This window comes from Mycobacterium sp. URHB0021 (assembly GCF_054057895.1).
In genome coordinates, this window is the sequence record NZ_JBSRZT010000001.1 from 54,974 (window position 1) to 75,923 (window position 20,950).

A 20,950-nucleotide genomic window follows, 5' to 3' on the forward strand; every position below is an offset into this window, starting at 1 on the left:
GCGACCCCTGCTAGCGGCAAGAAGGTGAGGGGCTACGGACGAGGCCGCCGCAGGCGGCCCTCCGTCGGTCGCACCTAGTGCGCCGACGCCTCACACACGCGATGTGGCAACGACACTGGTGGCGATGCCGTGGATGCGCTGCCGGGCCGGACCCGCGTGCTCGGTCCGGCCCGGCAGCGTCCGGGGCGCTTGGAGGTCGGTTCCGGGGATGGGGTGTCCGGTCGCGGCTGGGGATGATCATGCGCAGTTTCGCTGGGTCCATTGCGGCGCGCAGGGCGGCGCTGAGTAGCTCGGCCAGGGTGGTCATGGGCAGGTGCGCGGTGGCGGCGGCATCGGCGATGTGGTCGATGGCGATGCCTGCGCGGATTCCGTCTCCGGCGAGGTAGTAGTTGAAGGCTGCGACGGTGAGGATTTCGGCGCGGGCTTGCCCGCGCAGCTGGGCGGCCAGCGCGGTAAACATCTGCGCGGCGGCGAATACGTTGCCGAGTCCGATGCGCAGCAACCCGTCTCGGATGTGGACGTTCTCGGTGACGATGATCGCGGCGCGGGTGGCGAGGTCGTCGGCCGGCCCGCTGGCCCTGCCGGTGGCCAGTGCGTGTAGCTCGATGGCGGTGCGGCGCACGAGTTCGTCGAACTCTTCCTCGACCGCGACGTAGGGAGCGGCGTCGGTGACGGTGAACTCGGTCTCGATGACCTCGCGGGAGGTGTCGATGGCTGATCCCTCGAAGACCACCTGGGCGGTGATCTCCGCGTCGGTGTAGGGAACGGTGGGTCCTTGTGCGCCGGTGTCGGGATCGGACCAGCGGCCGGCCTGGGTGAGGCTGTGGGTGGTCAGCATCTGCAGGACCTGGATGCTTTGGTGGTGCAGGGCGTCCCGGGCTGCGTTGAGGATGTCGAGCACGTGCTCGTCGTGTTCGGGATCGCAGATCGCGACGAGGATCGCGGCGGCGGTGTTGCGGGAGTGCAGGTTGCAGGTGTGCGGGAAGCGTTGGGCCTGGTCGAGGTCGAGGTCGAACCGGATCGTGCAGTGGATCGCGTCGCGCGGTGCGCCGCTGGGTCCGAACATGATCGCGACGATGCTGTTGGTCGGAACGAAGCGCAGCAGTGCGGGGATCGCGCTGATGATGGCCTGCTCGGTATCGAGGTTGATGAAGGACTTGCTCATGGTGTTTCTCCGTTCGGGGAGGTGATGAGTGCGCCGGTTGGCGTGCCCCCTTGCGGACCGGCGGGGTGGCGTCGTCAACCTCGGAGAGCCGCAGCGTCGGAGGGCGAATTTCAGCGAGGGAGCGCAGCGAGTGAGTGCGTGTTGAAAATCGTCCGCAGGCGCGTGGCGCAGCGCAGCGGAGACACGCGGAAGCGGCCGCGGCGTGGGTTGACGATGACGGGTCCCGGTCGGTCAGGCTTGGGGGGCTGCTGACGGCTTAAAGGTGAGGGGCTACGGAGATGTCCGCCGGAGGCGGGCAAGTGGGTGGTCGCCCCTAGCGCGCCATCCCTTTCCGGGACGGGTCGGACGCCTCGTAGCCGTCTCCGATTTGGAGCTAGGCTCGTGCCATGGAGAGTGCGCTGCTGCAGATGCTGATCGCGCGGGGTGGCCCGTTGTCGTTGGCGTGTCTGCGGTGGGTGGTCGACGGTGACGGGTCGGCGTTGCGCTCACCTGGTCTGGTCGACGTGCGTACGTCCGCCCCGGGCGACCCGACGCCTTTCTGAAGTCGTGCCGCGGCCGCGATGCGGTCCAGCCGAACCTTGATGGTGGGCCCTGTCGTTCGGCCTGGCTGCTAGATGGTCAGATCGTCCTGGGTGGTGTTGGCGATGCGGTCGAGAAGGTCGACGATTCCGCGGTGATCGGGAAGGCCTGCCTCATCGATGCCGGTCTGGATGATGGCGAGGAGTTCTCCGTCGACTGCGGCTTCGTAGCGGTGGTGTTGAAAGCCGGCGGTGGCGTTGGCGGCGCCGATCGCGCGCAGCGCGGCGGCCCGGCTGGCGACGGCGTTGTCGGCGGTGCCGATGATGGTGCGGCGGCTCTCGCCGGTGATGTCCAGTGTCCAGGTGCTCATGGGGGTCATCGTCGCCCCTCGCGGTGACCCATCTGGGGGACCAGACCCACCGCCTGTGGATTGATCCGGTCCCCTGATGCGGGCTGTGGATTACTGCATCGGCTGCTGGGTCGGCACGTAATCGTCGGCGGTGGGATCTGCGCGGTGCTTGCTTCCATCGAGACAGACGACAATGGCAGTCCGATGGACGTCTCGAAGGATGCTGGTGAGTGCGTGGAAGGCGGCGCGGTCGAGGATCTGCCAAGTGAGCGGGCCCATGTGAACATCTGTCCAGCGCAAGGTGCGGCGCTGGTCGTCGGTGACGCGGCTTTGCGGGATCGCCGCGTAGTTGGGCCGGCTGGTCCAGTCGACGGCGATGGTGGGCTGTCCGTAGGGGCCGGCACTGACCGCCATTTCCGGCGGCATGTGCATCAGCGTCGCTCGGGCGGCGGAGACCCCCTCGAGTACGCCCTGGGCGGCCGATGCTGACCAGAAGGTCATCAGCACCGTTCCGAGGGTCATGGTGACTCGGGCGTGTGGGGTGCGGGCGTTGTACACGTCGATCTTGCCGATCTGGTCGCCGCGGACGCGGACGTAGGTGTGGGCGATCAGGCCGGAGGCGTTGGCGCTGAGAGTCGACGGGGTGGTGAAGTTGGGGGAGGTGGTTTTGGACATGGTGTTCTCCGTTCGGGTTGGTGATTGGTGCGCCGGTTAGCGCTGGGTGTGCGGGGACCGGTGGGGTGGCGCGGTCAACCCCGTAGAGGCCGCGACGGGCGGAGCAGGGTTTTCGGCCCCCGGCGAGCCGGCGCGAAGCGCTTCGGCGAGACTGGGGTTGGGCCGAAAAGGTCACTCGGCCTGTGCAGTTCGGCGCGGGTGTGGGTTGAACGGGTCGGGGCCTTGCCGGTCATGCTGGGCCACCCAGCTAACGGTTAAAAAGGTGAGGGGCTACGGAAGGTGGCCGCCGTCAGGCGGCCAGTCGCGCCGTGAGGGGCGGTCGTTGGGGTACCGGTAGAAAAAAGGGGGTCCGCCCGACCTGGTGGCCGGGCGGACCCCGTTGGTGTGGCGTCGTGTTATCCGCTGGTGTGGTGTGGGTTTGGCGGGTGGTCGATGCCGAGGCCGGCGTCGTTGATCTGCTTGCGGATGGCGGGCAGGCTGATCCAGCGGTCGATGCCGTGGTTCTCGGCGTGCAACAGGGCCCAGTCCTCCCATCCTTCGAGAGCGGTGTCGATGGCGGCTTCCTCGACGTCTGGGCGGCTGATGGCGATCTCGTCGAGGTTGTCGGGGCGGTGGCCGTCGAACCTGCGGGGATCGCCGGCGGGGGCGAAGTTCATGCGGCATCTGAGTTGCCGGGGTCGGCCGTCGTCATCGACGAAGGTCCAGGACAGTGCGTTGTCCTTGTCAACCATGGTGGGTCCTTTCTGTTCGGTGGTGGGACTAGGCCTGGTCGGTGTTGGCGATGATGCCTTGGGCATCGGCCAGGTAGTACTCGGCGTACTCACGTTCTCTGCGGGTGCTGCTGGGGTCCAGGAGGACGGTCACGGCGTTGTCGCGGGCGGAGAGCGCGTATTGGCGGCGGCGTTGGTCGTCGTCGGCTCCGACGGCGTTGTGGATGTCTTGGCGGGCCGTGGCCAGGATGTCTGCGGTGTTGGTGGACGGGTTGGTGGTGAGGGTGGTGGTCATGGTTGTTCTCCGTTCGGGTTGGTGATCTGGGCGCCGGTTAGCGCTGGGGTGCAGGGGGAGTGCTGGGGTGGCGGGGTCAACCCCGCAGAGTCCGGTCATGGGGCCGGCGGATTTGTGGCCCCGTGAGCGGCCGCGAGCAGGGTGGGGCCGCAAATGTCCTCCGCCGCCGGGCCGGGGCCGGGCGTGGGTTGAGCGCGACGGGGCCTCGGCGCTCATACTGGGGCACCCGCTGACGGAATTAGGTGAGGGGCTACGGATTTCGGCGCGTTACCCGCGACGGATGAGCCGGCCAGGGCTCACGGGCGGCGCCTCAGGCCAGGGTGTCGAGTGCGGTGGTGAGGCGGGCGAATCGCCCGTAGCGGTGACCGCTGGCGGGTGCTGCTTTGTCGCCGAGCCAGATGCCAACGATGTGGGCTTGCCCGTTGTCGTCGACGATCCATACTGGTCCGCCGGAGTCACCGGGAACGCTCGCCGGCATATCGGTGGTCATGAGTTGCTCGTCGCCGTAGCGGTGGGCAACAGTGCCGCAGTGCTCTCCGCTGGATACGCCCAGACGGCAGACGGTCTGGCCGGGTTCAACGGCGGGCGGTTCGGCGGCCGCGACGGCGATGTCATCACCGATCACCGACCGGGAGGTGACGTCGGGGCCGAAGTCGATCAGCCCGTAGTCGGGTCCGCCTGAGCGCGGCGGCGCGACCAAGATGTCTACGAACCGTCCTGTGACGGTGGCACTTCCGTCCACGACATGTCCGGGATCATCGGTTTGGCAATGGCCGGCGGTGATGGCGTATGCGTGTCCATCTGAGCCCGTGTAAACGTACCCCACGGTGCAAAACGACGCCGACCCTTCATCGGTGATGTAGTCGATCCGGTCGCCGGGACTGATCGATGGTAACGCTGCCTGCGCCGGCGCTGCGGCGATCGCGAGAGCGGCTGCACTGGCCACGGCGACCGTGATGCACTTCCACGCCGCGGTCATTGTCGGCTCCGGGCGTGACGTTCAGCGCTGCGTTCAGCTCGACTGTGCAGCGTCTCGATCCAGGCGGTGGCAACGATCGCTGAATGCCCGTCCTGGTGTGTGCATCCTGCCGCTGCGACGCCGCCGCGTTGGTCCACCAGCCCGACGGCGCAACGCATCTGGTGACGGGCGATCATTATGGCGCTCCGCTCGCGGAGAGCTTGGCCGCGGCGTCGGCCCGACGCCACAGGTCGGCGAGTTCTTCGCGGATGAGTCCGAACTGCTCGGTCAGCTCTTTGCGGTCGCTGTCGGTGTCGGCCAACTGCTGCATCCGTTCACCGAGGCTGCCGAATGCACGCCGGTATGCATCGTCGAGGACCTGGCGGGCCAGGCTGCTGGCCAGCGCCGAGCTGATGTTCTGGGTGTAGGCGTCGACCAGGTACAGGGCGAGGTCCTTGTGACGCTTGGGTGTGGGTGGCTGATCAGGCCGCAATGCATGGCGGGCGGAGTGGCGCTTGCCGGCGGCCAAGACGCTTACCGGATCGGGCTTTTTCCCGTCGTCGACCAGGCGCCGGATGAGTTCGTATGCCCACCGTGCGACCGGCTTGGCGATCGCGTTGTCGGGCACCAGATCCAGCAGGGATCGCGCTTCGTCTGCGGACAGGTACAGCAGCGCCCCGATGAACTGGTGTTCTGGCTGCCACTGCTGCACGACGCTTTCAGCCAGGAAGGCGTCGGCTTCGGCGGCCGTGTCGACGAGGGTGTCGTCGGCGCCGGGGTGACTGGGTACCAGATGCAGGGACTGGCGGATGGCAGAGGTCACGATGCGTGGGCTCCCCACATGGTTCGAGTGCACTGCGGGACAACGGCTTCGGACCGGTGCTGTGTTGCTTCGGCGAGGTCCTGCCGCGCGACAGCGACTCCGGTGGCCGGCGCCGCGATGGTTGCGGTGCCCACACGGTGTGGCTGGCGGCCCGATGGGCTCAGTGCGAGCAGGTCAAACTCGATCGCGAAGGGTGCTCGGTGCGCTGCTTCGCCGAACAGCTGATCGCCGCAGAGGTAGAGATCAGCATCGACGACGTGCTCGATGAGGGCCCGGCGGGCGTGGTCGAAATCATCGTGGTCGGTCGTGCTCGTCGTCGCGTCGCTGGCGATGATCAGCTGATACATGGTGGGCTCCCGGGAGGCGGTCTGCGCGGACCAGCGGTCAGGCCGCGGCGGCGAGTTGCTTAATCCGGTCAGGCCGGAATCCGCTGAAGTGGTTGTTCGGGCCGGCGTAGACGACGGGGGCCTGGAGGTAGCCCAGCGACATCACGTAATCGTGCGCTTCTGCGTCGACGGAAACGTCGACTTTCTCGTAGGGAATTCCCGCTTTATCGAGTGCCGGGAAAACCGCGTTGCATTGCACGCATGCGGGCTTGGTGTAAACGGTGACATGTGCCATGACTGCTCCTTTATCGCCGGTGCTTATGTACTCAATTTTATAGTCGGACAATGGCCTTAGCAATGCACCTACAAAAATTAATCGACTAATTTCGGTGCGTCGTTTATCAAAATATCCCACCGCGCGGTAATGCGTCGTCCGTCCATGTGGAAGCTCTCCTTGCCCCCGAAGAAACGGCACCAGTCACCACCCTCAGCCTCATTTTTGTGGCTGTTGTCCTGTGCTCATCTTTTTGGGCTTCTCGACACGTTCTGCAGGGCGAGAATGGTCCGTAGTGCAAGGTCCGGGCGAAACATTTACCTCCTCGATTGGCGACACTTTTAACGAAAAGGAAAAATGTTTCGAGCCGGTACAGTGTTCCGTGGCCTTGCGCGGAGTGTCCTTCTCGACCAATGCTCGAATGTGCGAGAAACCAGGAATTGGTGTCTTCATATCAGGGCCGGTAATCCGCCGGTCGCGGCTGCGTACATCGCTTCGAAGCCGGACCGCTGTTTGTCCTGAACCTCGACGCTGGGTGCCACGACATGAAAAAGCTCGACCCAGGGGCTCGACCTCGCCGCGATGGTGCCGCCAGACGCGAGTGATGCCATCGGCACCGGTGACCAGCTCGCCGGGCAACTCCTCGAGTGCGCAGGCGAATCGGCTGAGTGGTGTCGCTGAAGATGCTGATGCCTTCGCCTGCGGCAGTGGTGTTGCGTCGGGTGCGGCCGGCTTGCACCAGGCGCACGCCGTGGCGGGCCAGCAGCGGAAGGAGGACTTCCTCGGCATCGCGAATCGTGGAGGGGTACTCGTCGCCGACATGAGCAACCACGATGACCAGCTGGTCGAGGTCGAAATCGCGGCTCGCGGGCTCATGGAGCCAACGCAGCAGGATGGCGGTGCTGTCGGCGCCGAGCCCCCATGACAGCGCATGCGTCGGCGTGGTCGTGGTGGTCTCTGGACCGAACAGCGCGTCCTGGACGGCGGTCATCGTTCTCCAATGGGGTCAGAAAGGCGAGGGGATCGGGCACTGCGGAATAGACGGGATGGCGGGCGATGGTGGGCCTGGAGGTCAGGCCCCACCACCTGTGCTCTCAGTCCTGTTCGACTGTCTCGTCGTAGACGGCATCGGCGGTCCGCTCACCGACGATGACCTTCTCCACTTCGCTTGGCTCGTAGCCGCTTTCGATCAGGAAGCGCACATAATCATCGGAGCCGATGGTCAATGGGACGAAGCTGGCGTTGCCCGTCAGGCCTGAGCGCGCGTTGCGCCAGGCGCTCTTGTCGGTGCGCGCCTCCAGCGATCCGAGGACGATCGCCAGGGTGATGACCTGAGCCCGTGCGTCGATGTTGGTGCCGAGGTCGTTCACCAGTGCGCGGACATCGCGGTCGTTGTCGAGCCCGAGCAACTCGGCCGTGATCTCGGATCCGTGATTCTGGTTCAGGATGAAGTGGTCTCGCGTCAGGCAGTGGGCCACGAAGGTGGCCGCTCCCTTGGGTGCGGTCTTTCGGGCCAGGAGCTTGGTGACGTATTCGCGTCGCACCGATTCAGCGGCTTGTCCCAGCCGGTTGAGGACCAACACCTTGCGGCGTTCCCGACGCTCGGCCTCCTCCTGCTGGGCCTGGCGCTCGGCGATGGCTTCGGGGCTGTCGTCGCCGGTCGGGGCTGAGCTGGAGCGCTCGTTGCGCTGGTAACGGTCGCGCAGTGACGGCGCGAGCTGCAGGCCAGCGGCCTGGTGGTCGAGGCAGAACCACTCCGGCACGATGACGGTCTTCTCGGTCACGGTGGAGTAGTGCCGCAGCCCTTCATCGGCCTCGCGGTCGGTGTTGTACCGGGTCTGGTCATCGACGTCGTCGTCATCGACGGGTTCGCCGGTCTCGGCGTCGACGTAGGCGTACTCCTCGGTGAGGTAGACCGCCCAGTGCTCGGGCTTCTTGTCCACATCGTCTGACACATTCTCGTCGTCGGCGGTGCGCAGGTAGCTCAGTTCGACGGCCGAGGTGTCGTTCCAGCGCGGGCGGTCCTCCAGGACGGTGAAACCTTGCTCCACGTAGACCTTCTCGGCCTCGGCGTACAGCGCGTCGGTCTCGCGCCGGGACCGCAGGCTCGACACCGCGTGCTCGAAGTGCTGGGATCCGTGGCCCGCCGCACGAAGGAGACCCTCGACAGCATCCGGGTCGTCTTCGAACTCGGTGAGGACTTCGGCCTGACGGAAGTCGAGCTGGCCGTCGTTCAACGCGTTGAGGGCGGTGGCCGACTTGGCGGCGGCTCCGGCGGCGTTGACCACATCGCGGGACATAGCCAGCTTCTTGGCGACCTTGGTCGCCGACATCCCCGTATCGAGCATCTGCTGAATGGCGCGCGCTCGCTGACCGTTCGTCAGGTCCTTGCGCCGGTCGTTGGCGACCATCTGCTGGACGATCCGCTGGACCGTCGCGGTGTCGGCGTCGGCGGCGTCAGCCGGGACGACATAAACCGGGACGCTGGTCAACCCGACCTCGCGCGCTCCCAGCGTTCGGCACTGGCCCTCGCGAACCAGGGTGCGGCCCTCGGCGTCGCGGATCGCGATGATCGGAATGATGACGCCGTGCTCGCGCAGGCTCGCCAGGAAGTCCTTGTCCAGCTGCACCTCGTCGCGGACGTTGTCTTCGAACTCCAGCGTCTGCGGGTCGATGTGCTCGACGGTCGCAAGGGTCTGCTCGCTGCGGTTGTCAGTGGTGATTGACATGGATGGTGACCTTCCTCGTTAACGCGGGCACCCCTCGGACGGGCCGCCCGTTCTTTTGCCGTTCTGGCAATAACGAATGAATGGCCAACGGCGCAGGTAAGCGAGAAGGTCTCGGGCGCAGAAGTTTTCCCGTGAGCGCAGCGAACGTTTTTGGGGAAAAGTTCTGCGAGCCCAGCGGGCCCGGAGCGCAGCGGAGGCCGACGGCCTTCCGCGTCCCAGCCGTGGACATAACATGAGTGAGCCAGAAGGCAATGAACTTGAAATCAGTCACGCCGCAGGCGTGTCCGCCGCCGCCAAGGTGTGTGGCACCAGGCCGCGCGGCCCCGCCGGGCTAGGGGTTCACGACAGTCGCCGAAAAGCGCTCAGGCGGTGGGGTTTATCTCCGAGGTGCCGCGTAGGTGTGCCCGAAGCAAGGCGGGCCCCACAGCCCTCGGCCGGCAGCCTTGGCTTCTTGTTCGGCCGCGGCGATCTCCGCTGCGCGGCTCACAGGGGAGTTGCCGTAGACGTAGGCGTGGGCGGCGCCGTTGCGGGCGGCTTCGATCGAGTAGTCCCAGCCGTTGGCCTTTTCGAGATCGAGATATGAGAGCGTGCGTCCATAGCGGTCGTGCTGGTCCTGGGTGGGATCGGTGATGATGGCGACGCGGGCGCCCAGGAGGGCGGACTTGGCAAATTCCGTTGCCTGTGGGCCCCAGCAACCGACCTTCTTCGTCGCTTCTGGTGCGTCGATGCCGAGCACGCGGATTCTGAGCCGCCCCCGGCGGTCGTCGATGACGTCGATGGTGTCACCGTCGACTACCCGCAGAACGGTGGCGGTGGTCTCCGTGTCGGCATGCGCCAGGGTGGCGGTCCAATCTGCACTGCAGGAACTGGCAAGCATCGACAGCGCCAGTGCTGCGCCGAGGACAAGGCGCGAGCGCCACATCTGGTGGCCGACGGAGGGACCGCGGGACGCTGTCACGATCGGCTGGCGTAGTAAGCTTCGGCAAGCTGGGCGAGCTTCCACGTGGACAGCGCGGGGTCAGTCGCGGCAACGTCGAGCGGTAGGTAGCCGTGCAGCCACCCGTCGAGGATGTACTCGCGCAGGATGAAGTCCTGTGGGTCTTCACCGCCCCGCTGCAAGATGCGGAGAATCTCGATGGCGCGGTTGAGGGCGTCGACGGCAACGCCGTTGGAAACGGCGGTCTTTCGGACATTCTCCAAAGTCTGTTCGGCCAGCGCCAGCGCTGCCAGCTCGAACATGTACGGCCGGTTCTCAGTCATCGCACCTATCCATCCTGCCTCCTCAATCGCGCGAAATCAGCGTAAATGTCGGACTGTCGCGTTAGCTACGCTCCAAGCGCGGGGGTAGAGAAATGAGCTACAGGCACACGTTGTCGATGTGACGTGGGCAGCTCTTCATCCCTTGCCGCTGACCTCGGGACCGTGATAAATCGCCGCCAGGTGGAATGCCAGTTACCGGAGTCCTTCGCCGCGCAGGCGTGCCCGCACTCTGCATTGCGGGATACGCCGACTGTGCAGGGGGTCAAGACACGCCGACCCGGCCCCACGGGCACAAGCCGCGGTTCTGTCGGTGGCCGCGGCGATAATGGCACGATGAGCGACGATGGCGCCGGCCTGCATGTTCGACAGGCCCCCCGCAGGGGGCCGGGGGAGCTGTCCGTCGCAGATCTTACGATGTTGGTCCGCGTACCCGGTCAGCCCACCGCGGTGCGGGTGTACAGCGACGACGAACGAGTCGAGGCCGCCCGCTACGCAGCGGAGGTCGGGGGAGTTGTTGTACCACTGCCCCTTTCGCCGCCGACCGGCTACAGGCCTGGCCCTGACGGGACCTTGATCCCAGCCGTGGTGGCAACAACAGAAGACCGCCGCTGAGTTGGTTACCGCCGCCACACGTGAACGCGGTCCTTCATCAGCGGGGTGCCCTCGGGGCCTTTGACGTACGGCGCGATCCACTTTGGTCGTCTGTCGGCGTGATTGGGGCCGCACGCCTGCTGGCGCCAATGCCCGCCCACCCACCAGCGGTGGTGATACTGGCGTTCCGACGACGATCCATCCTGCTGGCGCGGCGGACTGATCGGACGGCGTAGCTCGATGATGCTGACGCTATCGGGATCAGGGCCGGTGGTCGTGCTTGCGCCTTCCGTGCGGGCCTGCGACGACGCTTCCAGTGCGCGGGTCGCGGCGACGGTGGGCTGGCCCATCAGCAGCCAGGCCGCGCCGACGACGCTGACCAACGGTGAGGCGTCGGCGGCACCGGCCACCTCGGCTGTGCGCGGAACCAACGGCTGCACCATCAGCGTGGGATTGGTCTGCCACAGCGGCGAGGACACCTGATACGGCGCCAACAGCTCGGGGTTCTTCGCGAGTCTGGATAGCGGTTGCAGCTGAAGTACTCCATCTGGCCGCGACCACCACCATAGGCCGTCCCAGTCGACCTCGGCAGGGTCGCTGGAACTCAACGCGTTCCACGGAACCACTCCAGCGGGCTTGGCCCAGCACAACAACCCTGCCGGGCATGGAGCTGCGATTGCAGGCGTCCATTCCGGCAAGGAATCGGCAGCATCGAGAGCGACGTCGACCATGTCGCGGGACACCCAGTACAGCTCGGCGCCGCGGATCGCCTCGGCCTCAGTCCTCATCTGGGCCAGGGACTCGGCCAGTTTTGCCTGCAGTCGCTGCAGTCGGCGAGCACCGCCGGCGGTGGCCTCGGCGGGCTCATCCTGCAGCGCCGTGGACTGGCGCGCCACTAGGGTGTCCAGAGCGTTGCACCACTGACGCCGCATATCCGGAACGCAGTTGGGAGCCCAGGGAAGGCCCTTGCGCTTCACCATGGCGTTGTCATCGCGGCCACAGGCGCCTCATGGGGCGAGGGTAACGCGGTTGGGTCGACGACGCCCCCGATTCGGTAGGTATGGCGCGACTGCCGGGAATATCGATAACTGTTGTGTCACGCCAGACAGCGTTTGAAGCCCCTGCACGGCAACGTATCCCGCCGTTAGATCGGTCTGTGGCCGCGACAGTAGAGAATGATTCGCCGGGGCCGCCATGTCCGCGCATACTGCTGAGGATGGTTGACGTTGAGCTCTTCATTCGCGACGGATTCGTCAAGCTTGAACAACCGGCGCTGCGCGATGCCGCCTGTGCCGCACACACGCTGTTGTGGCGACAGATCGCACCGTCACCCGACGACGCGTCGACATGGACCCATTCGGTGGTGTGGACCGCCGACCTGACTGGGCTAAGTCGCAGCACTGATTGCCCCTGGCTACCCGAGCTTGCTGGTGATCGGTCGGTCTGGCGCCGGAGGGCGTCCGCTGACTTGTAGCGTTGTCTGCCATGCCAGCACTCGGCGGACAGCGTGCCACTCTGTGTGACAGACTGCGCGGTGCTGGCGCCGCGGTGCCGCCTCGGTGACTTCTCTGGCCGCATCCGTCACCTCTGACAGTGGGTCGGCAGAGACCTGGGATGCTAGGACTGACCGCTGATGCGCCTGGGCTGGGGGAGTCGTTTGTGACTGGACCTGATGTGACCAAGCTGTTTTCGCCTGCGGTCAAGGTGGCGCGGGAGTTGACCAAACGCACCACTCAGGACAAGTTGATGGCGTCACTCAAGAAGCATTACGACATCACTCCCAAGCTGACCTGGTGGCAGCGGCACCAGCTGACCAAAATGATCGGCCGGGAGGAGGCTGCAAACGCGCTGATGGATCAGGACGCAGCGGCGTTGTCGGCGGTGGTGGCCGAGACCCTCAGCGAACCCGAGGCAGAACGTTCGCGGAAAATCGCTGATGCCCTGGTCAGCGAGTACCCCGGGTGTGTCGACGGAGCAGAGCAGGCCATCGCCTTGGCCTACCAGTTGCGGCGGATTCGCCAAGCGGTCGATGAGCAGGGTGAGCACATCGCCGGGATCGACCGGACGGTCAATGCCCTGCATCGGTTAAACGCGTCGGATCCTGGCCGGATCGACCCCGAGGTGTTGCTGAACGGGCCGCTCGACGGACTCGATCTTCACGCCGACTACCGGCGCGTTGTCGATCTTGCGGGATCGGATCCTACCGGGGCGGCAACGCAGCTTTCGGCGATCATCGATCGGATCGAGGCCGCTGGGTATCCGCTCCTGACGAGGCGGTTCCGCCGCCAGCTTGCTGACCTGCTGGCCCAGGCGGGCCAGTTTGAGCATGCCGCCGACGAGTGGCTGCCGATGGTGGAGGATTCGCTGACCGGTGGGTTTGGCTTCGGTCAGACCGACGCCTGCAATTCGTGGGCGGAGATGGCCACTCATGAGGGCGCACCTCCGTGGCTCACGTGGCGGCGCGCGGTGGTGCTTATGCTCGACCGCAGCATCATGGGGGACCAACCCCCCTCCGACGTGCTGCAGGTGGCGATCGACACGGCTGATGCGGGTGATCCCGCAGGATCGGTGTGGTTGATGCACGCCGCGGAGGCCTGCCTTGCCGACGGAGAGTTGGCGGTCGTCGTAGAGCATCGGCAGCGCCTGGTCGCCGCAGCCGCGGCCGCGGTCGAGCCGATGGTCGCTGCGCGCCTGCGTTTGGCGGTGGCCGACGCGACGGGCGACGAAGAGCTGTGGGATCAGCTGCTGGCGGGGACGGTTCCGGGAAGTAGGGGTACGCCGTCAGAGGCGGCAGCGCTGATCCTCGCTCGTCGTGGCCGAAAGTTCTTCCAGGAAGGGCAACTTAGCTCTGCGGTGACGTCCTATCGGCAGGCTGGCGGCCGGGGTAGTTATGTGAAGAATTGGCAGGACGCCGCGAACTGGGCGCGCTCAGCTTTGGTCGCCCTCGGGCAGACCGAATCCGTTGATATGGACGTGTTGTCGTCACTGAGTGATCAGAAATCGGCGTTGGATGACGCCGGGCCCGGAACGCTGATAATCGCGGGCTATGACATGCGGGGCGCGGCGACGGAAAAGCTGTTGGAGATCACGGTCGCCCAAAAGCACCGCCCACGCTCTGCTCGTATCGACCTGCGCCGCTATCTGAAGCGGGCGATAATTCTCGGGGAGGTCAACAACGAGCTCGACGCGCACAAGTTGCTGGCACAGATGTACCTGTTGGTCGATGACGCCGGCGCGGCCCTGGACCATGCGTTGGCCGCCGGCGACGTCGAGCGAGCCGGTGAGGCTGCCGCAAGACTGACCTCATATCACGACTGTTTGGCCGCGGCGCAGTCGTTGGTGCCCAACGTTCGGGCGGCGGGCCTGCAGGCCGGGTTCGGTCAAGCGGACCTCATTCCCGATGACCTGGTCGCGCAGTGGGTGCGGGTGGCGCTCGACGAGGCGAAGGCGCTGACCACCACCGCAATGGCGGCGGATCCGTATATCCGGGCGTACAACGTGTTGCGTGGGCTGGCCAGCCGTATTCCTGACGATCTGGTGGGTGAGTTGCTTGATGCGATCACCGATCGATTGGCGAACGGCTATGGCCTGCTTGGTGATCAGATCGCTGACATCCTGATCGGGCTTGGTCGCCACACCACCATCATCTGACCCGGATCGCCGAGCTGATCGCAATGACATTTGAAGACGCTGATGACATCGCCTATCGCATCAGCGACACCGCCCGTTCCCTGGCAGCGCCCTTGCGTGTCGTCGCCGACCGGTTGCGTGCGCTTCTGGAGCCGGGCGAGTACCGGCTCGGTCGGCGCAGCGCCGCACTGACATTGGCTGTCATTGGTGACCGGTCACCGGAGTTCGTGGACTACGCGCAGGCCGCGGTCACCGAGCAGCTCCCCGACCCGCACACCGGCAAGGTCGCCGGCAGCCCGGGTAATTGCGAGGATGCTGCGATCATGTCGGCGGTCCTGCCAGTGCAGCGGCGTGCCGAATTAGCGCGGTACTGCGCTGGCCGGGTCGCTGACCCTGGCGCCGATGAGAACACCAGAATGATCTACGCGAACGCATGTCGGCTTGCCGCCGAAGGGTTGCCGGCTGAGATCCGGGCACAATTGTTCGATCGGATGTTCCCGCAGCACAATCCCCCCGAAAGCCAGCATCCTCACGACGTGATGCGGCGCCGGTTCGACAACCCGTTCACCTTCGTCCGAATGACGTTTCACAGCGCCGAGCGATTCCGGCGCCACATTGCCAAGGCCCTGGCGGTGCTGGCCACCGACCATGACCGTCAGGACCGTCTGTGGAAGGCAACGCAGCCGTTGGCGGTGTCAGGCAGCCGGATTGATGCCAACACTGTCGGCGATGTCGCATTCGCTCTGGCCAAGGCTGGGTACGCGGCGCAGCTGCCGTGGTCGGCGATGGCATACGGGTCGGATTCGGAAATGAGGGGTCTTGCCGCAGCGCTGATTCCGTACATGCCCGACGTTGGGTCTGAAGTGGTGACCAATCTGGCCGGTGATTCCGAGCGTGGGGTGCGTCGCGAGCTCGCGCAAGCCATTGTCAACATCGCTAACAACGTCTCGGGCCACGGGCTACCCCGACAGCAAGATTGGATCAATCCGGTGGCCGAGATCCTGCGCGGTGATTCGAGTAGCCGCGTACGCCAGATCGCGGCGCGGCTGTCCCGATAAGGGCCGATGTGGAACATTCGGCCAAGCAGTCGCTTCCACGTGTAGCCCCCACCCGGTACCCGCCATACTCGCCAGCCTTTGGTCCCCGGCGGGGGAGAGGTAGCTGGCCTCACCGGCCGCTCCGGGCTGCCTCTCAGCCGTCACATTCCGTGCGGCACTGATTTCATTCATCGGATCCAACAACGGCGGCAGGTTGAGATGTGCGGACATCGACGCCAGAAATCACTGGGCGGGCGGACCTGACGTACAACGGAAGTTGTCGGCAGGACGTCTGATCATGACTGACGTGCATGAGCAGAATTGTCCAGCTAGAGCGTGGCGGGACGCGTTAACGTACTTTCCCTCAGCAGCGTCAAAGGCGCACGCGTTGGGGGACGAAAGCTCTACTCATAGGAGGTCTGTTGTGGCGCGCAGAAGATCGGGCCCGCCCCCGTCAACACCACCGCGACACAGCCCAAAAGGGATACCTCGACACCGGCCGTCTGAATTAATGGGTGCGGTTTCGCTGATCCGTGCGGGTGCAGCGGACACCGGTGGCGTGACGGGCGATCGCGGCGCCAGCCCAAATGCGCCGTGTTGCTGAGGTTCACAAGTCCTCGTCGTCCCGAGCGGGTTGGTTCTTCCTGTCGACGAGGTACTGCCACACGCCTGCCAGAGCGGGGTACGGTCCCGGCCTGGCACGGCGGGCGCCGGAGACCAGGGAGATCGGCGGGTACATGTCGAACGAGTCCTCGCGGCCGAGCCATACGCGGCTGTTGGCGTCGTACTCGGACGAAATCTCCGCGGTGAGTTCCATTTCTGGGCTGTTGAATTCGAGGGTCCATTCGCCGGCGATGGAGCCTCCTGAAACCTCCGCGTCGACGCGTTGGCCTTCGGGGCCGCGGAGTTCGAATGACGTGGGCAGGCCGCCTTTCGCTGGCGTGGCCGGGGTGACGGTGATGCCGTCCCATCCTGTGATCGTGTCCAACACATCCTGGTACGCGTCCCATTCGTCGACGAACCGTGGTCGGCCGGCATGGACGGTGGCAGAGTCAGACTGGCGCGGCTGAAGGAGCTTGCCGTCGACGATGTCCGCGTCGAAGGGCAAGGTCACGATACTTTCGTACAGAGTCATCCATTCGTGAACGGCGTTGCCGTCGTTGTTGATCACATAGCCCTCGGCGCGGACGTCAGCGAGGAGCACGACGGTGTAGGAGACTAGGTCAGTGTTCTCGTCGATGACCTCCAGTGAGACGTTGGCGACATAGACGAGTTCGGCGGCCGGCTCAAGTTCGAACGCGGGGTCGATGAGCTCATCGAACTCTCGCCGGTCATCGGAGTCGACCTTGTCAACAGTGATGTCCTCGACGTCGATCCAGGCTGGCGGCGGGCCGTGGCGGTCATCTGCGGCTGCGGCTTCGGCGATGCTTTCGAGAAGCTCATCAATGATCAGTCGGTGAGCGGTGTCGGCGGAGTGCTTTGGGTGCACCGGAGGCGAGAGCTTGCCGAACAGCTGGTGGGTGGTATTCGCGGAAGCAAAGTCACTATGGCCTAACGCATTTACCGCTGGGCGGAAATCTTTGTAGTTTTTGGTGAGAAAGACGATCTGGTCGGGATCGTTGTCAACGCGGCGCAGTGCATCGCGGACGATCGAAGAGTCGACAACGCCGGTGCGAGTGCCATCCTTGCTGCGTCCGCCGGCGCCTTCGCCGAGCACCTGGTCGCGGATAGCGTCGACAGCGCACTGCCCGTCGAGGTCCAAGACCTCAACGTTGGGCATCGCTCGGCACAGCTGGTCGATGTGTGCCGCGACATCACGGGCAGCCAGGGGCGGAGGTGGATCCCCGGCAATGGTCAGATCGCCCAGTTTCGTGTAGGCGGCCTGCAGATCCTTGAACGCTTCGAAGGCATGGATAGCCCATTCGTCGATGACCTGCCCGGGAATCCACAGCTTCACGTCCCGTCGTGCGAGCCGGCCAGCGAGTTTCTCGACGTTATCGGGCTTGAAGTTGCCGGCGCCAAAAAAGCATGTGTCGATCACCGCGGCAACGGGATGGATGGGGTCAGTTGCCGGTTCGGGTTTTGAGCCGTCCTGGTCGCTCACGTAGTCATCATCGCACTGCACGTGTCAGGCCTGGCGCCGCGCTGGGGCCGGTGGCTGTGTCCGATAGAAACGTCCGAGAACCGCAAGGTCCCGGAAGGCGTGGCCCGGCCTTGCAGTCCCCATGAGGCCGAAAAACGACCGTGACAGTCGGGACGACGTTAGATAGCCGCATTAGTTATCATCCGCCCAGCAATGCCGTAAGCTGGCACCAGCAAACTGGGGGATGGTATGCCGACAATCGTTCTGCCTTCCGCGCCTGACTCGATCACCAACACTTTTGGCGCCATGTTGGCGCACACCGGTGCACTGAACCCGGTGGTCTTCGGGTCTAGGCGACCCAAAGACATGTTGAATGACTTGGTCAGTAGTGAAGTTTACGGCGTGAGAGGGAGTGAATACCAACCGAGCGGGTTTATGAAGATTGATCATGGCTCGCTTCAACTGATATGGACGGTACTGACGGACGGAACGACGTGCTGCGCGCCCTTTCTCGTGAGTGGAATTGATTCCGACCGTGGTGGCGCACGTCAGATGATGTTGTTCGTCGATTCGTTGAAAGAGTATGCAGCCCAGTCCAACCGCCACCAGTGGAACTTCCTCGCTCTCGCTGCACTGCTGATGATCCGTCACTGTGACGAATTGTTTCGGGGCGGCGCCTATTAGAGCAGCGCCGCGCGTCGCCGCTCTCTCACGCGTCCCTGGATCGGACACGTACCCCCGTCGCTTCAGTACCAGCAGCAGGGCTGCCGCCAGATTGGCCGAGAACTACTCGATACACCGGAAACCGCCAACTCTATTGCAAAACCGCCAGTTGGATTGAGATCGCACAACAATTATCAAAATGGCTAATTGTTTGTGGGACAGGGCATCTCGCGCTAGGTTGACGTAACGTCAATTATCGGCTTAAACCCATTGCGGTACAACATATTTCATCTTAAGGAGGTGCCACCGTCGTGCCATAATACTGATGCGAACCAACGAACTGTGTGTCGGACTGACGCTTTCTAGTGCGACGTCGAATTGACACTGGCCCCTGGTGCTGACTGCCCTCGGATTCGCCGCCTCGGTCTGACACCGCAAGCAGGTTCCAGAAAGGTCACGCCCGACTAAGGTGATGGGTTCTGCGCCGCTTGATTGGCTCGACCTAGCCCGCAGCGCGAGTCCGGGCATTCCGACTGCCCGACCTCCCGTGAGACGTCTCTCGGCCAACGTCCCTAGTGCCCATATATTTTGTCACTGTGACGATTCGCGTGCGAACCATCAATTGCTGGAACCCATTTGGACAAGCTGGCATTTGCAAAGTATGCACTGTTCACCAGCGGCCCGCCGCAGCCCGCAGACCGTCGATGAGGCCCGCTGCATAGCTGCTGCCGCCAGCGTGGTCGACCAGCGCCGCCGCCAGGATGAGCGCCTCGGCATCTTACCTGGCTGCGTCGAAGTCCCTGAGTTTGTCGGTAATCGCGGAACGCTGAGTCTCCAGATCCCGCTCTGTCATTGGGGTGGACCATCGGCATCCATCTATTGGAATGCTGCCTGCAGTTTGCCGGCCGATTCCGTCGCGGTCGATCAGGACGATACGAACTGACCAGACGCATCATCGCCAGGCCGGCGGCGTGCTCGGTCCGTTTCGCAGAAGTGCTGCAGCGACTCCTCGGTGTGCACGGAAAAACTCCACCGGCCAGCCATCGTCCACTTCAGACCGAGGGTGACATCTCAGACCGAACGCCTGGGTTTGCGGCTTGGTGTTCTCGGGTCATCGCTAGCATGCCTGCATGCAGCTGGCTCCGGGGGACGTCTTCGCTGGTTACACGGTCGTCGAGGCATTGGGCGCCGGTGGGATGGGTGAGGTGTACCTGGCCCGCCATCCGCGGTTGCCGCGGCGGGATGCTTTGAAGGTCTTGCCGGCGGCCGTCTCGCAGGACTCGACGTTCCGTGAACGGTTCACCCGCGAGGCTGATCTAGCGTCCGGCTTGTGGCATCCCAACGTCTTCAGCGTCTATGACCGAGGTGAGCACGGCGGCCAGCTGTGGATCGCGATGGAGTTCGTCGACGGGACCGACGCCGGACGACAACTGGTCGCGTCGCCGGCTGGGTTGCCGGTCGGGGACATGATGGCGATCGCCACCGCCGTCGCGGCGGCCCTGGACCACGCCCACTCTCGCGGGCTCTTGCACCGCGACGTCAAGCCCGCCAACATCATGCTGGCCCGCAATGACGCCTCCGGGGCCGAGGGTCGGCGAATACTGCTTGCCGACTTCGGAATTGCGCGTCCGCTGGACGAGGTAAGCGGATTGACGACGACCAACATGACCGTTGGCACGGTCGCTTACGCGGCGCCCGAGCAGTTGATGGGTGAGCAGATCGACGGGCGCGCTGATCAATACAGTTTGGCGGCAACGGCGTACCACCTACTCTCGGGTGAGCAACTGTTCCCACAGTCGAATCCAGCGGTGGTGATTAGCCGCCATTTGAATGCGGATCCGCCATCGTTGGCAGACCGGCGGCCTGAACTGGCGGGGTTGGATCCGGTGCTGGCCCGGGCGCTGTCGAAGGAGCCAGCGGATCGCTACACGCGGTGCGCCGAATTGGCTAGGGCGCTCAGCGCCGCGGTGTCGACGGATGCGCGTGCCGGGGCGTCGCCCACAGCGGCAGCTCCCATCGGGCCGAAACGTGATGCTGGGCATCTCTCGGCACACGTGGCCGCCGCGGGCACTGGTTCGCTGCGGCGCTGGCCACAGGTCGGATTCCTCGCGGCGACCGTGGTTGTCCTTATCCTCGGGCTGGCGGTTTGGCGTCTGTGGGCTTCGTCGCAGACCGCGGCTCCCAGCGTGCCGTCAACATCGACCTCCATGGCGTCGCCTCCGGCGGTGACATCGTCGTCGTCTCCTTCAGTGGCGACCGCTCCCCTGCCACCACCGGCGTCCACTACGACCACGCCGCCTGCCCCGGATACGTCATATGCGTTGCCGGCATGCTACGACGCGCAAAACTTGATCACCGTGGAGCCCGAAACGCCGAACCTGTTCTGCCGCCAGCACTTCTATGAGGACCTGAAATGGACGAAGTGGACGTCCTCTAGTGCTGACGGTTCCGGTATCCAGCAGCTACAGAACTGCGATCCCAACTGTGCGTCGGGCGAGGTGTTCCGCAATCCCGTCGAAGTGCACTTCACAGGAGCGGCCGCTCCCCCGGCCAACAGCAACTGCCCCACCGGCCTGAGGTATTACACGCAGTTGATTGCGGCGTATCCGTCGGGGCCAGCACCCGATGTCGGGGCTTCGGTAAACGTGACGCCCACTCGGTACAACGGGATGCCTGCTCTTCGGTGGAACAATCTGCAGCCATACTGCCTGACTTACTGAACGCGGCTCGGCGGCCGGCTGGCCTCGCTGGGGCTGTCACATGTCGACCATGAACCGTAACGCGCGACGTGCCGCACCATGCGAACTGTGGCGCGCCGGACGGATCCAGGTACCACCCCGCCGGTTTCTTCATCCGTCCCCCA

The 20,950-nt window shown here is 64.9% G+C and carries 20 protein-coding genes; 6 read left to right on the plus strand and 14 right to left on the minus strand.

Features of this window, described 5'->3' with window-relative positions; all coding sequences use genetic code 11:
• Positions 1 to 10 precede the first annotated feature (10 nt).
• Complete coding sequence (locus ACVWWN_RS00210; RefSeq protein ID WP_457142112.1) at positions 11 to 1,165, minus strand: DUF4192 domain-containing protein; 1,155 nt, start codon at positions 1,163 to 1,165, stop codon at positions 11 to 13.
• A 386-nt stretch (positions 1,166 to 1,551) separates the two neighbouring features.
• Between ACVWWN_RS00210 and ACVWWN_RS00215 the strand changes: the two genes are divergently transcribed.
• The gene (locus tag ACVWWN_RS00215) at positions 1,552 to 1,707 is read left to right on the plus strand and encodes a hypothetical protein (RefSeq protein WP_457142113.1); all 156 of its coding nucleotides are present in this window, start codon (positions 1,552 to 1,554) and stop codon (positions 1,705 to 1,707) included.
• Between the two features lie 68 nt (positions 1,708 to 1,775).
• On the opposite strand, the gene ACVWWN_RS00220 is transcribed toward ACVWWN_RS00215, so the two are convergent.
• From ACVWWN_RS00220 to nrdH, 8 genes are all read right to left on the minus strand, one after another.
• On the minus strand, positions 1,776 to 2,054 hold the full coding sequence (locus ACVWWN_RS00220; protein ID WP_457142114.1) for a hypothetical protein: 279 nt from the start codon (positions 2,052 to 2,054) through the stop codon (positions 1,776 to 1,778).
• 90 nt (positions 2,055 to 2,144) lie between these two features.
• Positions 2,145 to 2,708 (minus strand): hypothetical protein, encoded by a 564-nt coding sequence (locus tag ACVWWN_RS00225; RefSeq protein ID WP_457142115.1) that lies wholly within the window; start codon positions 2,706 to 2,708, stop codon positions 2,145 to 2,147.
• Positions 2,709 to 3,103: 395 nt separating this feature from the next.
• Positions 3,104 to 3,439, minus strand: coding sequence for a hypothetical protein (locus ACVWWN_RS00230; RefSeq protein WP_457142116.1), 336 nt, complete (start codon positions 3,437 to 3,439; stop codon positions 3,104 to 3,106).
• Between the two features lie 28 nt (positions 3,440 to 3,467).
• Positions 3,468 to 3,713: a hypothetical protein gene (locus ACVWWN_RS00235; protein ID WP_457142117.1), complete on the minus strand. Its 246-nt coding sequence runs from the start codon at positions 3,711 to 3,713 to the stop codon at positions 3,468 to 3,470.
• Positions 3,714 to 4,023: 310 nt separating this feature from the next.
• A complete protein-coding gene (locus ACVWWN_RS00240) occupies positions 4,024 to 4,692 on the minus strand; it encodes a serine protease (protein WP_457142118.1) in 669 nt (222 codons plus the stop codon).
• Between the two features lie 175 nt (positions 4,693 to 4,867).
• Positions 4,868 to 5,494: a hypothetical protein gene (locus tag ACVWWN_RS00245; protein WP_457142119.1), complete on the minus strand. Its 627-nt coding sequence runs from the start codon at positions 5,492 to 5,494 to the stop codon at positions 4,868 to 4,870.
• Complete coding sequence (locus ACVWWN_RS00250; protein ID WP_457142120.1) at positions 5,491 to 5,841, minus strand: hypothetical protein; 351 nt, start codon at positions 5,839 to 5,841, stop codon at positions 5,491 to 5,493. Before ACVWWN_RS00250 ends, ACVWWN_RS00245 begins: the two co-directional genes overlap by 4 nt.
• A gap of 37 nt (positions 5,842 to 5,878) precedes the next feature.
• Positions 5,879 to 6,115: a glutaredoxin-like protein NrdH gene (gene nrdH / locus ACVWWN_RS00255; RefSeq protein ID WP_457142121.1), complete on the minus strand. Its 237-nt coding sequence runs from the start codon at positions 6,113 to 6,115 to the stop codon at positions 5,879 to 5,881.
• Positions 6,116 to 6,713: 598 nt separating this feature from the next.
• On the opposite strand from nrdH, the gene ACVWWN_RS00260 reads away from it, so the two are divergent.
• The gene (locus ACVWWN_RS00260; RefSeq protein WP_457142122.1) at positions 6,714 to 7,019 is read left to right on the plus strand and encodes a hypothetical protein; all 306 of its coding nucleotides are present in this window, start codon (positions 6,714 to 6,716) and stop codon (positions 7,017 to 7,019) included.
• 169 nt (positions 7,020 to 7,188) lie between these two features.
• Here ACVWWN_RS00260 and ACVWWN_RS00265 read toward each other — a convergent pair whose 3' ends face one another.
• From ACVWWN_RS00265 to ACVWWN_RS00280, 4 genes are all read right to left on the minus strand, one after another.
• Positions 7,189 to 8,823: a ParB/RepB/Spo0J family partition protein gene (locus tag ACVWWN_RS00265; RefSeq protein ID WP_457142123.1), complete on the minus strand. Its 1,635-nt coding sequence runs from the start codon at positions 8,821 to 8,823 to the stop codon at positions 7,189 to 7,191.
• A gap of 376 nt (positions 8,824 to 9,199) precedes the next feature.
• Positions 9,200 to 9,781, minus strand: a complete 582-nt coding sequence (locus tag ACVWWN_RS00270; RefSeq protein WP_457142124.1) for a thermonuclease family protein — start codon at positions 9,779 to 9,781, stop codon at positions 9,200 to 9,202.
• Positions 9,778 to 10,083, minus strand: a complete 306-nt coding sequence (locus tag ACVWWN_RS00275) for a hypothetical protein (RefSeq protein ID WP_457142125.1) — start codon at positions 10,081 to 10,083, stop codon at positions 9,778 to 9,780. Before ACVWWN_RS00275 ends, ACVWWN_RS00270 begins: the two co-directional genes overlap by 4 nt.
• Before the next feature lie 617 nt (positions 10,084 to 10,700).
• On the minus strand, positions 10,701 to 11,654 hold the full coding sequence (locus ACVWWN_RS00280) for a hypothetical protein (RefSeq protein ID WP_457142126.1): 954 nt from the start codon (positions 11,652 to 11,654) through the stop codon (positions 10,701 to 10,703).
• A gap of 679 nt (positions 11,655 to 12,333) precedes the next feature.
• Here ACVWWN_RS00280 and ACVWWN_RS00285 point away from each other — a divergent pair.
• Both ACVWWN_RS00285 and ACVWWN_RS00290 read left to right on the plus strand, forming a co-directional pair.
• Complete coding sequence (locus tag ACVWWN_RS00285) at positions 12,334 to 14,325, plus strand: hypothetical protein (RefSeq protein ID WP_457142127.1); 1,992 nt, start codon at positions 12,334 to 12,336, stop codon at positions 14,323 to 14,325.
• A gap of 23 nt (positions 14,326 to 14,348) precedes the next feature.
• Positions 14,349 to 15,362 (plus strand): hypothetical protein, encoded by a 1,014-nt coding sequence (locus tag ACVWWN_RS00290; RefSeq protein WP_457142128.1) that lies wholly within the window; start codon positions 14,349 to 14,351, stop codon positions 15,360 to 15,362.
• A 586-nt stretch (positions 15,363 to 15,948) separates the two neighbouring features.
• Here the strand turns inward: ACVWWN_RS00290 and ACVWWN_RS00295 are convergent.
• Positions 15,949 to 17,445, minus strand: coding sequence for a hypothetical protein (locus ACVWWN_RS00295; RefSeq protein ID WP_457142129.1), 1,497 nt, complete (start codon positions 17,443 to 17,445; stop codon positions 15,949 to 15,951).
• Between the two features lie 228 nt (positions 17,446 to 17,673).
• Here ACVWWN_RS00295 and ACVWWN_RS00300 point away from each other — a divergent pair, with 228 nt between their 5' ends.
• Together ACVWWN_RS00300 and ACVWWN_RS00305 are read left to right on the plus strand one after the other, a co-directional pair.
• A complete protein-coding gene (locus ACVWWN_RS00300) occupies positions 17,674 to 18,108 on the plus strand; it encodes a hypothetical protein (protein WP_457142130.1) in 435 nt (144 codons plus the stop codon).
• A gap of 1,109 nt (positions 18,109 to 19,217) precedes the next feature.
• Positions 19,218 to 20,807, plus strand: coding sequence for a serine/threonine-protein kinase (locus ACVWWN_RS00305; protein WP_457142131.1), 1,590 nt, complete (start codon positions 19,218 to 19,220; stop codon positions 20,805 to 20,807).
• The last annotated feature ends 143 nt before the right edge of the window (positions 20,808 to 20,950 follow it).